The 12,879-nt window shown below is 73.2% G+C and carries 12 protein-coding genes; 5 read left to right on the top strand and 7 right to left on the bottom strand.

From position 1 onward, the window contains the following. Window positions 1-328: 328 nt before the first annotated feature. Window positions 329-508 (top strand): DUF7455 domain-containing protein, encoded by a 180-nt coding sequence (locus C8E97_RS09830; RefSeq protein WP_121011206.1) that lies wholly within the window; start codon window positions 329-331, stop codon window positions 506-508. 79 nt (window positions 509-587) lie between these two features. Here the strand turns inward: C8E97_RS09830 and C8E97_RS09825 are convergent, their stop codons facing one another. From C8E97_RS09825 to C8E97_RS09805, 5 genes are all read right to left on the bottom strand, one after another. After that, the gene (locus C8E97_RS09825) at window positions 588-1,763 is read right to left on the bottom strand and encodes an ROK family transcriptional regulator (RefSeq protein ID WP_121003683.1); all 1,176 of its coding nucleotides are present in this window, start codon (window positions 1,761-1,763) and stop codon (window positions 588-590) included. A 1-nt stretch (window position 1,764) separates the two neighbouring features. Further along, a complete protein-coding gene (locus tag C8E97_RS09820) occupies window positions 1,765-3,198 on the bottom strand; it encodes a sugar ABC transporter permease (protein WP_121003681.1) in 1,434 nt (477 codons plus the stop codon). Between the two features lie 9 nt (window positions 3,199-3,207). Beyond that, window positions 3,208-3,981 carry an ATP-binding cassette domain-containing protein gene (locus C8E97_RS09815; protein WP_121003679.1) on the bottom strand — a complete coding sequence of 258 codons (774 nt, stop codon included), beginning with the start codon at window positions 3,979-3,981 and terminating at the stop codon, window positions 3,208-3,210. Between the two features lie 274 nt (window positions 3,982-4,255). Further along, window positions 4,256-5,389 (bottom strand): sugar ABC transporter substrate-binding protein, encoded by a 1,134-nt coding sequence (locus tag C8E97_RS09810; protein WP_121003677.1) that lies wholly within the window; start codon window positions 5,387-5,389, stop codon window positions 4,256-4,258. A 181-nt stretch (window positions 5,390-5,570) separates the two neighbouring features. Then, entirely contained in the window at window positions 5,571-7,286 is a 1,716-nt protein-coding gene (locus C8E97_RS09805) for a DEAD/DEAH box helicase (protein WP_121003675.1), read from the bottom strand. A gap of 167 nt (window positions 7,287-7,453) precedes the next feature. Between C8E97_RS09805 and C8E97_RS09800 the strand changes: the two genes are divergently transcribed. Beyond that, a complete protein-coding gene (locus C8E97_RS09800; RefSeq protein ID WP_246018779.1) occupies window positions 7,454-8,638 on the top strand; it encodes a YihY/virulence factor BrkB family protein in 1,185 nt (394 codons plus the stop codon). Window positions 8,639-8,725: 87 nt separating this feature from the next. Here the strand turns inward: C8E97_RS09800 and C8E97_RS09795 are convergent, their stop codons facing one another. After that, window positions 8,726-8,977, bottom strand: a complete 252-nt coding sequence (locus C8E97_RS09795; RefSeq protein ID WP_121003673.1) for a DUF3039 domain-containing protein — start codon at window positions 8,975-8,977, stop codon at window positions 8,726-8,728. Between the two features lie 31 nt (window positions 8,978-9,008). Between C8E97_RS09795 and C8E97_RS09790 the strand changes: the two genes are divergently transcribed. Then, the gene (locus C8E97_RS09790; RefSeq protein WP_121003671.1) at window positions 9,009-9,914 is read left to right on the top strand and encodes a pseudouridine-5'-phosphate glycosidase; all 906 of its coding nucleotides are present in this window, start codon (window positions 9,009-9,011) and stop codon (window positions 9,912-9,914) included. After that, window positions 9,911-10,783 (top strand): carbohydrate kinase family protein, encoded by an 873-nt coding sequence (locus C8E97_RS09785; protein ID WP_121003669.1) that lies wholly within the window; start codon window positions 9,911-9,913, stop codon window positions 10,781-10,783. Before C8E97_RS09790 ends, C8E97_RS09785 begins: the two co-directional genes overlap by 4 nt. Here the strand turns inward: C8E97_RS09785 and C8E97_RS09780 are convergent. After that, entirely contained in the window at window positions 10,765-11,079 is a 315-nt protein-coding gene (locus C8E97_RS09780; RefSeq protein WP_121003667.1) for a DUF3099 domain-containing protein, read from the bottom strand. The two genes, C8E97_RS09785 and C8E97_RS09780, sit on opposite strands and share 19 nt — an antisense overlap. 220 nt (window positions 11,080-11,299) lie before the next feature. On the opposite strand from C8E97_RS09780, the gene C8E97_RS09775 reads away from it, so the two are divergent. After that, the gene (locus C8E97_RS09775; protein ID WP_121003665.1) at window positions 11,300-12,820 is read left to right on the top strand and encodes a PucR family transcriptional regulator; all 1,521 of its coding nucleotides are present in this window, start codon (window positions 11,300-11,302) and stop codon (window positions 12,818-12,820) included. The last annotated feature ends 59 nt before the right edge of the window (window positions 12,821-12,879 follow it).

Here is a 12,879-nt window from a genome sequence, read left to right as displayed (position 1 = left end):
GTTACCGATCACAGTTGCGCCTTCCGGTCGCCCACCTTTCGGCCCAGCGCAGGTGCGCCCGACACCGTAACCGCAGGTCTGAAAGCGTTGGCGCGACAGCGGAACGTGAGCACGCGCGCGGCGATCCGGTGGAATTCCCAGGTTCGAGTGACGCGGTGCGCGGGTAAATCAGGAGTGACGCGGGTCGCCACGGCCCAGGGAACACTGACTTACGCCCGTGCGTCTGCAAGAGTGGAGCCAGCGAACACGACGCACCAGCCAGTTGCGGAGTGGTCGCAGCTAGGTGTGAGGGCACCGATCCCCGGTGCCGGGACGGAGGGAGATTTCCATGACTACCACGCTCACCCGCCCCGAGTTGACCGCTGCCGACCGCTGCGACCGCTGCGGGGCTGCTGCCCAGGTGCGCGCCGTTCTCCCGTCCGGGGGCGAGCTGCTGTTCTGCGGGCACCACGCCCGCGAGCACAGCACGAAGCTGCGCGAACTCGCTGCTGAACTGCAGCAGGGCTGAACACGCGCGGACCGCGAGGTCCGCGAGCACCCTGGCCGTCCGGGGCGGAGATCCGATGGGTCTCCGCCCCCCTGCATTCTCAGATCACCCCGAGCACCGGCTCGAAGGCCAGCTCGGCCGCGCCGACGAGCTTCGCGTCGCGGCCCAGCGGCGACGACACGATGCGCGTGCCGCCGACGGCGCGGCTGACCAGGCTGCGCACCCGGACGACCTCGCGCACCCGGTCCACCACCTGCTCCGGCAGCGCGGTGAACAGGTCGCCGAGCACCACCTGCTCGGGTCCCAGCACGTTGACCACCGTCACCAGGCCCGTGGCCAGCCACTCGGTGAACTCGCCGAGGCGGTGCTCCACGGCCTCCGGCGAGGCCGCGAGCGACCGCAGCTCGGCCACCACCGCGCCGCGCGGCGCGTCCTCGGGCAGGGCCAGCGCCCGGCACAGCGCCGCCTCGCCCACCTCGGTCTCCCAGCAGCCCCGGCACCCGCAGTAGCACTGCCGACCGCCGGGCCGCACCACCATGTGCCCCAGTTCGCCCACGTAGCCGCCCGCGCCGCGCAGCGGCGCCCCGGACGAGATGACGCCGCCGCCCACCCCGACGTCGGCGGAGACGTAGACGACGTCCGACGAGCCGCGTGCCGCGCCGCGCACGTGCTCGGCCAGCGCGCCCAGCTCGGCGTCGTTGCCGACCCCGACCGGGACCCTCAGCACCGCCGACAGCCGTTCGCCCAGCGCCACGCCCGTCCAGTGCAGGTTCGGCGCCTCGTGCACGAGCCCGTCCGACCGCCGCACCACCCCCGGCACGGACACGCCGACGCCGACCGCCGTCACGTCCAGCTCGTCCGCGAGCAGCTTGGCGGTGTCGGCGATGTGCGTGATCACCTCGCCGGGTTCGCGGGACCGGCGGTGCAGGTTCCACGAGTGGCGGCCGAGGATGTCGCCGCCGAGGCCGACGAACGCCATCGCCACCTGCTCGACGCGGATGTCGATGGCCATCACCACGGCGGCGTGCGGCCTCGGCAGCACGAGCAGCGACGGACGGCCCGCGCCCGAGCGCTGGGCGGGCAGGCGCTCGGCCACCGCGCCCGCCTCCGCCAAGCCGTCCACCAGGGCCTTGATCGTGCTGCGGTTGAGGCCCAGCTCCGCCGCGAGCGACGCCCTGGTGGCCGGGCCGTCCACGTGCAGCCTCCGCAGCAGCGCCGTCCGGTTGTGCCTGCGGGCCTCGTCGGGGCGCGCGCCGGTGGTGGGCGGTGTCGTCACGTCAACGCGGGGCGACCGCCGCCCGGCGACGGGACAACGCGTCGACCCCCGCGGCCAGCAGCAGCACCAGGCCGGTCACCACGTAGACGACGGCGGCGGGCTGCTCCAGCAGGCCCATCCCGTTGTCGATGGTCGCGAGCACCGCCGCGCCGATCACCGCGTCCCGCAGCCTGCCCCGGCCGCCGAACAGCGAGGTGCCGCCGATCACGGCCGCGCCGACCGACAGCAACAGCGTGTTGCCGCCACCGGCGTTCGGGGCGACCGAGCCGACCTTGGACGAGTAGACGATCGCGCCGAGCGCGGCGGCCGTCGAGCAGATCACGAACACGCTCATGCGGATGCGCGCCACGTCGATGCCCGCGCGGCGGGCCGCCTCCTGGTTGCCGCCCACGGCGTACACGTGCCGCCCGTAGCTGGTGCGCTCCAGGACGAACGTGCCGATCACCAGCAGCACCAGCACGATCGGCACCACGTGCGGCACGCCCTGGATCACCACGAGGCTCGACACCGAGCGGTTGAGCGTCAGCAGGTGGGTCCCGACGGCGGCGAGCACGACGACCGCGCCGACCTTCGCCAGCACCATCGGGGTGGGTGGGGCCACCAGGCCCTTGCGCAGCCTGGAGAAATGCCTGCCGAGCACGACGGCAGCATAACCCCCGGCGGCGAGCGCGAAGAGCGCCCAGGAACCGGCGGTGGTGAGGTTGCCGTTCGCGACCTCGAACAGCACCTGGTCGTCGAGCCCCAGCGTGCCGCCCTGGCCGATGAGCTGGAGCACCACGCCGCCCCACGCGAGGAACAGCGCCAGCGTCACCACGAACGACGGGATGCCGACCTTCGCGACCAGGAACCCGGTCAGGCAGCCGATCGCCGCGCCGACGCAGACCGCGAGCAGCATCTCGACCCACGGGTCCGGCGGCACGCCGATCAGCGAGATCACCAGCGCCGCGGCGGAGAGCACCGCGCCCGGCCAGATCCGCATCACCGCCGCCAGCACCACCGCCAGCGCCAGCAGCCCGCAGTACAGGGCGAACACCACGTCGCCCATGCCGCCCAGCAGGTTGCCGCCCTTGACCAGGTGCAGCGCCATGACGGCCGCGGCGACGCCCGACGCCGTGCCGGCGGACAGGTCGATCTCGCCCAGCAGCAGCACGAACACCAGGCCCATCGCGATGATGGTGATGCTCGCGCCCTGCGCGAGCAGGTTCGCGATGTTGCCCAGCGTCAGGAACGTGTCGCCGAGCGAGCTGAACACGATCAGCAGCGTGACCAGGCCGAGCAGCGCGGGCAGCGGACCCAGCTCGCCGCCGCGCAGCCGCGCCGCGTAGTCGCGCACCGCCTCGCCGGTGGACCGCGACGTGGTGTCGATGCCGAAGTCGGAGATCGCGCCCGGCGCGGGGATGTCCTGCGCGGGCGTCTCGCTGGTGGAGTTGGTCATGCCGGTCCTTCAGATGGTCGCGGATTCGGGGCGGGCGATGCCCAGCTCGCCCGAGCGGCCCGCGGTGATCAGCTCGACCACCTGGCCGTGGGTGACGTCCCTGGTGTGCACCTCGGCCGCCATCCGACCGAGGTAGAGGCACGCGACGCGGTCCGCGACCTCGAAGACGTCGTTCATGTTGTGGCTGATCAGGACCACGCCGAGGCCCTGCTCGGCGAGCCTGCGCACCAGGTCGAGCACCTGGCGGGTCTGCGCGACGCCCAGCGCCGCGGTCGGCTCGTCCAGCAGGACGACCTTGCTGTTCCACAGCACGGCCTTGGCGATCGCCACGGTCTGCCGCTGCCCGCCGGACAGCGACGCGACCTGCGTGCGCACCGACTTGACCGTGCGGACCGACAGCGAGGTCAGGGTCCTGCGGGCGGCCTGCTCCATCTCCGCCTCGGCCAGCAACCCGAACCGGCCGCGTTCCCGGCCCAGGAACATGTTCTGGACGATGTCGAGGTTGTCGGCCAGCGCGAGGTCCTGGTAGACGACCTCGATGCCGAGCGCGGCGGCGTCGCGCGGCCCGTTCACCCGCACCGGGCGGCCGGCGAAGCGGACCTCGCCGGAATCGGCCGGGTGGATGCCCGCGATGCACTTGACCAGGGTCGACTTGCCCGCGCCGTTGTCGCCGACCAGCGCGGTCACCTCGCCCGCCCGGACGGCGAAGTCGACGTCGTGCAGGACGTGCACGGGGCCGAAGCTCTTGTTGACGCCGCGCAGTTCGAGGATCGGCTCGGTCACTTGGGCTCCTGTGTTGGATGGCCGCGACTCCGTCGCGGCGGCTCGGCCGCCCTGTGGTCGGGCCATCGCGCCTGATTTCCCGCCGATCGAAAAGCGTGATCGGCGGGAAATCAGGCGCGACAACCCGACGGCGGCCTCGCGAGGCGGGGGGCTCGTCGCTGCGCGACATCGAGGTAAGAAGCGGAGGAAGGCGGGGGGCTCGTCGCTGCGCGACATCGAGGTAAGGGGCGGAGGGAGGGGAAGGGAAGGCGGAGTACTGGAAGGGTGGGTGGGGTTAGTTGATGCCCAGGGTGGTGCAGGTGGGTTGGGTTTCGGGGGTGCAGATCTCGGTGGCCTTCACGAAGCCGGCGTCCACCACGGTCTTGACCTTGTCCTTGGTGATCAGTTGCGGGGTCAGCAGGATCGACTTCACGTCGCGGTTGTTCTTCGGGTCCTTGCTGACGCCGGTCGCCAGGGCGTCGGCCGCCGCCGTGTCGTCCTTGGCCAGCGCGTCCGCCAGCTTCGCCGCCGCCTCCGCCTCTTCGGCGATGGGCTTGAACACGGTCATGTACTGGTCGCCGCGCAGCACCGCCTGGAGGCCCTCCGGCGTCGCGTCCTGGCCGGTGACGGGCACCTTGCCGTTCAGGCCGAACTTCTTCAGCACGGTGATCACCGCGCCGGCGAGCCCGTCGTTGGCGGCCACGACGCCGTCCACCTGCTGGCCGTTGCCGGTCAGGATCTGCTCGAAGGTCGTGCCGCCCTTCTGGTTGTCCCAGCCCTCGATGGGCTGCGACCGGACCAGCTCGTAGTCGCCCGCGTCGTACTTGGGCTGGAGCACCTTCTTCTGACCCTCGGTGAACAGCGTGGCGTTGTTGTCGGTGGGCGCGCCCTCGATCTCGATGACCTCGGCGGGCTTCTTGCCGGGCGCGAGTTCCGCCAAGCCCTGCACCAGGCCCTGCCCCTGGAGCTCGCCGACCTTCACGTTGTCGAACGAGACGTGGTACACCGAGCTGCCGCCGAGGTTGAGGCGGTCGTAGTCGATGACGTGGATGCCCTGCGCCTGCGCCTTCTTCGCGACCGCCGCGCCGACCTCGCTGTTGGGCGCGGCGATGATCAGGACCTTCACCGCGGCGTTGATCATGCCGTCGGCGAGGGTGGTGAACTTCTGGACCTCGCCCTGCGCGTTCTGGATGTCGGGGTCGAGGCCCCTGGCCTTGAGCGCCTGCTCCAGCAGGGGCTTGTCGAAGCCCTCCCACCGCGCGGACGTCGCCGTCTCGGGGAGGATGACGCCGACCTTCGCGCCGCCCGACCCGCTGTTCGTGGTGGCTCCCGAGGGTCCGCCACCGCCGGACGTGTTGGCGCCGCACGCCGTCAAGGCCACGGCGAGGCCGGTGCCGACGGCGACGAGGGCGAGGCTCCTGCTGCGCATCCGCCATCCCTTCCCGAGCTGCGAGGGAAATGTTGTGGCGCACAACGTATGCCTCGGCAGGCGGTCATCGGAAGCGCACTGGACCGATCAAGTCACCACGATGAGCTAACGAGCGGATAACCCGGAGTAATGATGCTTGGACCGAACGGATCAGTCGCCCGCGTCCGTCACGGGCGACCGGTCACCAGGAGCGCAGCGTGGCGATGCGCTCTTCGAGCTGCTCGATGCTGGCCATCGCCGTCGGCGGGCCGCCGCAGTACTCGCGCAGCTGGTTGTGGATCTTGCCGTGCGGCTTCTTGGTGCGGTGGTGGTGCATCGCGACCAGCGTGTTCAGCTCCTTGCGCAGCTGGCCCAACCGCTCCTGCACGCTCGCGGGCCTGGCCGGCTGCGGTGGCGGCGGCGCGACCGGCGCCGCCTTCTTGCCCGCCTCGATGAGCTGCTTCTCCTGCCGCTGGCGCAGCAGGGCCCGCACCTGGTCCGGCTCCAGCAGGCCGGGCAGGCCCAGGTACTCCTGCTCCTCCTCGCTGCCCGCGAACGCGGCCGTGCCGAACGACGAGCCGTCGTAGATCACCTGGTCCAGCTCCGCCGACGCGCCGAGCGCCGTGAACGCCCGCTCCTCCTCGCCCGGCTCGTCCTGCACCTGGTTCGCCTGCGACAGCAGTTCGTCGTCCCAGCCGTCCTTCTCCCGGTGCGGCTTGCCCAGGACGTGGTCGCGCTGCTGCTCCAGCTCGCTGGCCAGCCCGAGCAGCACGGGCACGCTGGGCAGGAACACGCTGGCCGTCTCGCCCTTGGCCCGCTGCCGCACGAACCGCCCGATGGCCTGGGCGAAGAACAGCGGCGTCGACGAACTCGTCGCGTACACGCCGACCGCGAGCCGCGGCACGTCCACGCCCTCGGACACCATCCGGACGGCGATCAGCCAGCGCTCGGTGGACCGCGAGAACTCCGCGATGCGGCCCGACGCCTTCGGGTCGTCGGAGAGGACGAGCGTGGCGTCGTGCCCGGTGACGCGCTTGAGGATCTCGGCGTACGCCTTGGCGACGGTCTGGTCGGTCGCGATCACCAGCCCGCCCGCGTCCGGCATGCCGCCGTTGCGCAGCTGCGTGAGCCGCTGGTCGGCCGCCTTGAGCACGGACGGCATCCACTCGCCCGTCGGGTCCAGCGCGACCCGCCACGCCCGCGCCGTCTGCTCCTGGGTCAGCGGCTCGCCGAGGCGCGCGGAGAACTCCTCGCCCGCGCTGGTCCGCCAGCTCGCCTCGCCCGAGTACGCCAGGAAGATCACCGGGCGGACGACGCCGTCCTTCAGCGCGTCGGAGTAGCCGTAGGAGTGGTCGGGCTTGCTGCGCTGCGTGCCGTCCGGGCCGGGCTCGTAGGTGATGAACGGGATCGGCGAGTCGTCGCTGCGGAACGGCGTGCCGGTGAGGCTCAGCCGGCGCACGGCGGGCGTGAACGCCTCGCGGATGGCGTCGCCCCACGACTTCGCGTCGCCGCCGTGGTGGATCTCGTCGAGCAGGACGAGGGTCTTGCGCTGCTCGGTCCGCACCCGGTGCAGCGTCGGGTGCGCCGCCACCTGGGCGTAGGTCAGCGCGACGCCGTGGTAGTCGCGGGACGTGACGGCGTTGGTGTTGCGGAAGTTCGAGTCGATCGCGATGCCCGCCTCGGCCGCCGCCTGCGCCCACTGGTGCTTGAGGTGCTCGGTGGGCGTGACGACCGTGACGGCCTCCACCGTGCGGTCGGCGAGCAGCTCCGCGGCGACCCGCAGGCCGAACGTGGTCTTGCCCGCGCCCGGCGTGGCCACCGCCAGGAAGTCCTTCGGCTTGGCCGCGAGGTACTTGGTCAGCGCGCGGCGCTGCCACGCGCGCAGGGGACGGGTCGTGGCGACTTGCGGTTGCGACAAACCTCGAACCCCTTCTCTCCGGCTCAGCGGCGTCCGGACGCGCGCGGACATGCGAATGCCCTCGTGGTGGTCACCGTCGAGGGCACCGACAGCCTACCCGTTGCGGTCGCGACACCACGGCGCCGATGCCGCGAAATCACCCGCGATGCACCATGCTGGACGTTGCGATGGGTTCGCCTACCGACGAGACACCACACGGCAACACGCGCAGCGCGCCCCGGAAGGGCGCCCTGCGGCTGTTGGCGCGCACGCTGTCCAAGGCGTGGGAGGGCAGCATCTTCTCGGAGGCCGCCGAGGCGGCGTTCTGGCAGACCCTGTCCCTGCCGCCGCTGCTGCTGGGGCTGCTCGGGTCGATGGGCTACCTCGGCGACTGGCTCGGGCCCGAGGTGGTCAGCGCCGTCAAGGACCGGATCATCTCGTTCTGCCGGACGATCTTCAGCGGCGACGTCGTCAGCGGTGTGATCGCGCCCACCGTCGACCAGATCCTGACCACCGGCAAGGGCGAGATCGTCTCGGTCGGCTTCCTGATCTCGCTGTGGGCCGGGTCGTCCGCGATGTCGTCCTTCGTGGACGCGATCACCGCCGCGCACGACCAGTACGGCGTGCGGAACGAGGTGTGGCAGCGGATCTTCGCCCTGCTGCTGTACGTGGCGAGCCTGGTGCTGCTGATCGTCGGGCTGCCGGTGCTGGCGCTGGGGCCGGACCTGCTGCTCCTGCTGTTCCCCACGGGGTGGCGGCCCACGATCGAGTTCTGGCTGAGCGCGTTCTACTACCCCGGCATCGCGGTACTGCTGGTGCTGGCCCTGGCGACGCTGTACAAGGTGTCACTGCCGAACAAGCTGCCGTGGCACCGGCTGGTGCCCGGCGCGGTGCTGGCGATGGCCGTGTTCGTGCTGTCGTCGATCGGGCTGCGGCTCTACATCCGGTGGATCACCACCACCGGGTACACCTACGGCGCGCTGGCGACGCCGATCGCGTTCCTGCTGTTCGCGTTCTTCATCGGGCTGGCGATCACCATCGGCGCGTACTTCAACAGCGCCATCCAGGAGATGTGGCCGGCCCGGATGACGCGCCGGCAGCGGCGGCGCTGGCGGCGGCTGGAGCTGGAGCGGGCCGCCGAGCGGATCCGCGCCGACGAGGGGAAGGCCGCCTGGGCACGTCGGGGCGGTGCGCGGCCCGAGGCGTCGGGAGAGGCGTCGGACGGGGTGTCGGACGGGGTGTCGGGCGAGGAGCCCGGTCAGGCTCCCGGCGGGGCGTCGGGGCGGCCAGGGGACAAGACGTCCGCGAACGGTGACGGGGCGGACGCCGGTGGCGCGGCCCGGCTCAAGGACGTCGGCGGCGCCGTGGGCTGACGACCGCGCCCGCCGGAGGGGCGCGGACAGCGTCGTGCCCCGGCACCCACCGCGGGGTGTCGGGGCAGTGGTGGTGCGGTGGTCAGCTCACTCGCCGCCGCCGCCCTTGGGCAGGCCGTCGTAGATCTTCTTGCACTCCGGGCAGACGGGCGAGCCGGGCTTGGGCGACTTCGTCACCGGGAAGACCTCGCCGCAGAGGGCCACCACGTGCGTGCCCATGACCGCGCTCTCCGCGATCTTCGCCTTGCGCACGTAGTGGAACATCTTCGGGGTGTCGTCCCCGGTGTGGTCCGTGCCTTCGGGCCGGGTCTCGACGTCAGGGAGGGTCTGCGTGCTCACGCCCCCAGCTTACCTGGGATGATGGCCCCTCGTGAGCACGCCGAGCATCACCCCAGAGGTGCGCACCGCGCTGGCCGGCAACCGGCCCGTGGTCGCGCTGGAGTCCACGATCCTGTCGCACGGGTTGCCGCCGGGGCGCAACCGCGAGGTCGCCGCGCGGATCGAGGCCGTCGTCCGCGAGGCGGGCGCGGTGCCCGCGACGATCGCCGTGCTCGGCGGCGTGGCCAGGGTCGGGTTGACCGACGCCGAGCTGGACCACGTGTGCGACCCCGCCAACGACCTGGTCAAGCTGTCGCGGCGGGACCTCGGCGCCGCCTTCGCGCTCGGGCGGGACGGTGCGACGACGGTCGCCGCCACCGCCGCCCTCGCCCACGCCGCGGGCATCGACGTGTTCGCCACCGGCGGGCTGGGCGGGGTGCACCGGGGCGCGCGGGAGACCTGGGACGTGTCCGCCGACCTGGACGTGCTGGCGTCCACGCCGGTGCTCGTCGTGTGCTCCGGGGTGAAGTCGATCCTGGACATCGGGGCCACACTGGAGCTGCTGGAGACCCGCTCGGTGCCCGTGCTCGGCTACGGGACCGACGAGTTCCCCGCGTTCTACCGGCGCGAGTCGGGCCACCGCGTGCCGTGGCGGGTGGACACGCCGGCGGAGGCCGCCGCGGTCGTGGCCGCGCACCGCGCGTCCGTGCCGGGCGCGTCGGGCGTGCTGCTGGCCAACCCGATCCCGTCCGGGTCCGAGATGGCCGCCGAGCTGCACGACCGGTTGCTGGCCGAGGGGCTGGAGCTGACCCGCGACGTGCACGGCAAGGACGTCACGCCCGCGCTGCTGGAGCACTTCCACGGCGCGAGCGGCGGCGCGAGCCTGGACGCCAACGAGGCGCTCGTGCTGGCCAACGCCGCGCTGGCCGCGCAGGTGGCCGTGGAGCTGCGCGGGTGACCGGGATCGTCGTGGTCGGCGACGCCGGGCTCGACGTCGTCGCGCGGCACTCCGGACCGATCGTCCACGGCGGCGACTCGCGCGCGTCGGTGACCATCGAGCCCGGCGGGGCCGGGGCCAACACCGCGGTGTGGCTGGCCGCCTGCGGCGCGTCGCCGACGCTCGTGGCGCGGGTGGGCGCGGACTCCGCCGGGCGGCAGGTGCACGCCGAGCTGACGTCGGCCGGTGTGCGCTGCGCGTTCGCCGTCGACACCGAGGCGGCCACGTGCTGCGTCGTGGTGCTGGTCGACGACGCCGGGCAGCGGACCATGCTGCCCGACCGCGGCGCGAACGCCCGGTTCTCCCCCGGCGACCTGGACGCCGGGCTGCTCGTCGGGGCCGCGCACCTGCACCTGTCGGGGTACGTGCTGCTGGACGCCACGTCGCGGCCCGCCGGGCTGGCCGTGCTGGAGGCGGCGCGCCGGGCCGGGCTGACGACGTCGGTGGACCCGCAGTCCGCCGCGCTGATCTACGACGGCTTCCTCGACGACGTCCGCGGCGTCGACCTGCTGCTGCCCAACACCGAGGAGCTGGTCGCGCTCACCGGGTCGGCCGCGCCCGCGTCGGCGTCCGCGCTGCTCGACGTCGTGGGCGCGGTGGCGCTCACGTCCGGCGCGGACGGGGCCAGTTGGGTGGACCGGGACGGGGTGGTGTCGGTGCCCGCGCTGCCCGTCGAGTGCGTGGACTCGACCGGCGCGGGCGACGCGTTCGACGCCGGGCTGCTGGCCGCGTGGCTGGCCGGCGCGTCCCGCCACGACGCCCTGGCGGGCGGGGTGACGGCGGCGGCGCGGGCCGTGGCCGCGGTGGGTGCTCAGCCCTCGATGACCTGATGGCCCCTGGCTTCCAGGGCGCGCCGCTCCTTGACGAACCGGTTGGCCTGCTCCGCCTTGCGGGGCGGGCGGTCGTTCGCGATGAGCACCGCCATCCACGGCAGCGGCACGGAGAGCACGAGGAACGCCAGTGCCAGCCACCAGGTCTGGTAGAACACCATCGCCAGGACCAGGCACGGGATGCGGGCGCCCATCATGATCGCGTACTTGCGCTTGCGCGCGGCGTGCTGGTCCTCGTAGGAAGGCGCCGCTTCGGTGATGAGCACCGGTGCCCCGTCGCGCTCGTGGTCGACCATGTGTTCCATCGTCCCACTCCGCGGTCGCGGGCGACACCTGCCGGGCGAGGTATTCCGCCCGCGGTGACCGGCCACACGGTCGGCGGCGGGTCGCGGAAGCCGTCGCGGAAGCCGTTGTCACCCGCGCGATCCCGGTGGGCCCGTCGCCCGCCGCGCGACGCGTGCCCACGATCGGTCCCACTCGACCGCGCCGGCACCGCGCCGACCGTAGGATCCGACCGTGGTGGCCCTTGATCGGCTCGTGGACGTGCTCGGCAGCCTGGGCACGCACCTGAGCTGCGCGCCGCGCGGCCGGGACGTCGAGCTGCGCGGTGTCGCCCTGCACGACCCGACCGAGCACACCACCGTCGCACCGGACGACGTGCTGCTCGGCCTCGGCGTGCCCTCGCCCGCCGCGGCGGCCCGGCTGGTCGGGTCGACGAACGCGGCGGCCGTGGTGCTGCACGGCGCTCCCCCGCTGGACGAGCGGATCGTCGCGGCGGCCCGGCGGTCGGGCGCGGCGGTGCTGCTGGTGGACCCGTCGGTGCCGTGGGGCCAGCTGGCCAACGTCGCGCACACGCTGGTGCTCAGCGGGCAGCGGGAGGGCTCGGGCGATTTGTTCGCCGTGGCCGACGCCATCGCGGCCGTGGTCGGCGGCCCCGTGACGATCGAGGACCAGCAGTCGCGCGTGCTGGCCTACTCCTACCGGCAGCAGGGCGTCGACCAGGTGCGCGTGCAGACCATCCTCGGCCGCCGGGTGCCCGACGAGGCCCGGCAGGCGCTGGACGACTACGGCGTGTTCACCCACCTCACCCGCAGCGACGAGCCGCTGTTCGTGCCCAAGCTCACCGACCAGCTCGGCGGTCGGCTGGTCGTCGCCGTCCGGGCGGGCCGGGAGCTGCTCGGCTCGATCTGGGTCGAGGTGGAGGCCGACGTCGACGCGGGCCGCCACGCCGCGCTCCAGGACGGCGCGCGGACCGCCGCTCTCCACCTGCTGCGCGCGCGGGCGGGCGCGGACCTCGAACGGCAGGCCGAGGCCGACCTGGTGATCAGCGTCCTGGACCAGGGCGTGCCGGCCAACCTCACCAGGCTCGGGCTGCCGTCGACCGGTCTGCGGGTGATCGCGGTGCACGCGCACGCGGGCGAGGGCGAGCACGGCGCGGCGCTGCTCGCGTTCGAGCGGGCCACGGCGGGGTTCGGCTGGTCGCGGCCGGGGCGCAGCGCGCTGTTCGGCAACGTCCTCTACACGGTGCTGCCGTGCGGCGAGGACCCGGTGATCGCGGTCGAGTGGGTGCGGTCGCTGATCCGCGAGCTGCCCGCGGAGGCCGTCGTGGCGGCCGGCATCGGTGGCCGGGCCGACGCGGCGCAGCTCCCCGCGTCCCGGCACGAGGCCGACGAGTGCCTGGCGCTGGCGTCCGGTGAGCCCGTCGTCTACGACCAGGCGTGGGCGCAGGTGCTGCTGCGCAGGCTCGCGGCGGTGGCCGAGTCGGGGCGGCTGCCCGGCCGGGGGCCGGTGGCCGACCTGGTGCGGCACGACCGGGCGTTCGGCACGCAGTACGCGATGACGCTCCAGGCGTGGCTGGCCGCGCAGGGCGACGCCAGGGAGGCGGCGAAGGCGCTGTCCGTGCACCCCAACACGCTGCGGTACCGGATGCAGAAGATGGCCGAGGTGACCTCGCTGCCGCTGGACGACCCGGACCAGCGGCTGGCGATGGCGATCACGCTGGCGATCGGGGCGCGCCGCCCCTCGGCCGCCGGGTGACCGGTGGCGGCGCGCGGCCACCCTCGCCGGCGACGGGCGGGTGGGCGCGGGAGGATTGG

This window comes from Saccharothrix australiensis, from assembly GCF_003634935.1.
Lineage (GTDB): Bacteria > Actinomycetota > Actinomycetes > Mycobacteriales > Pseudonocardiaceae > Actinosynnema > Actinosynnema australiense.
The sequence above is the reverse complement of the archived record's forward strand: the minus strand, read 5'-3'. Positions and strand labels throughout refer to the sequence as shown.

Coding starts and splice junctions, on each gene's coding strand:
- C8E97_RS09800 (WP_246018779.1), top strand. CDS start 7,454: ATGGGTTCGCCTACCGACGAGACACCACACGGCAACACGCGCAGCGCG.
- C8E97_RS09810 (WP_121003677.1), bottom strand. CDS start 5,389: ATGCGCAGCAGGAGCCTCGCCCTCGTCGCCGTCGGCACCGGCCTCGCC.
- C8E97_RS09830 (WP_121011206.1), top strand. CDS start 329: ATGACTACCACGCTCACCCGCCCCGAGTTGACCGCTGCCGACCGCTGC.
- C8E97_RS09820 (WP_121003681.1), bottom strand. CDS start 3,198: ATGACCAACTCCACCAGCGAGACGCCCGCGCAGGACATCCCCGCGCCG.
- C8E97_RS09780 (WP_121003667.1), bottom strand. CDS start 11,079: ATGGTCGACCACGAGCGCGACGGGGCACCGGTGCTCATCACCGAAGCG.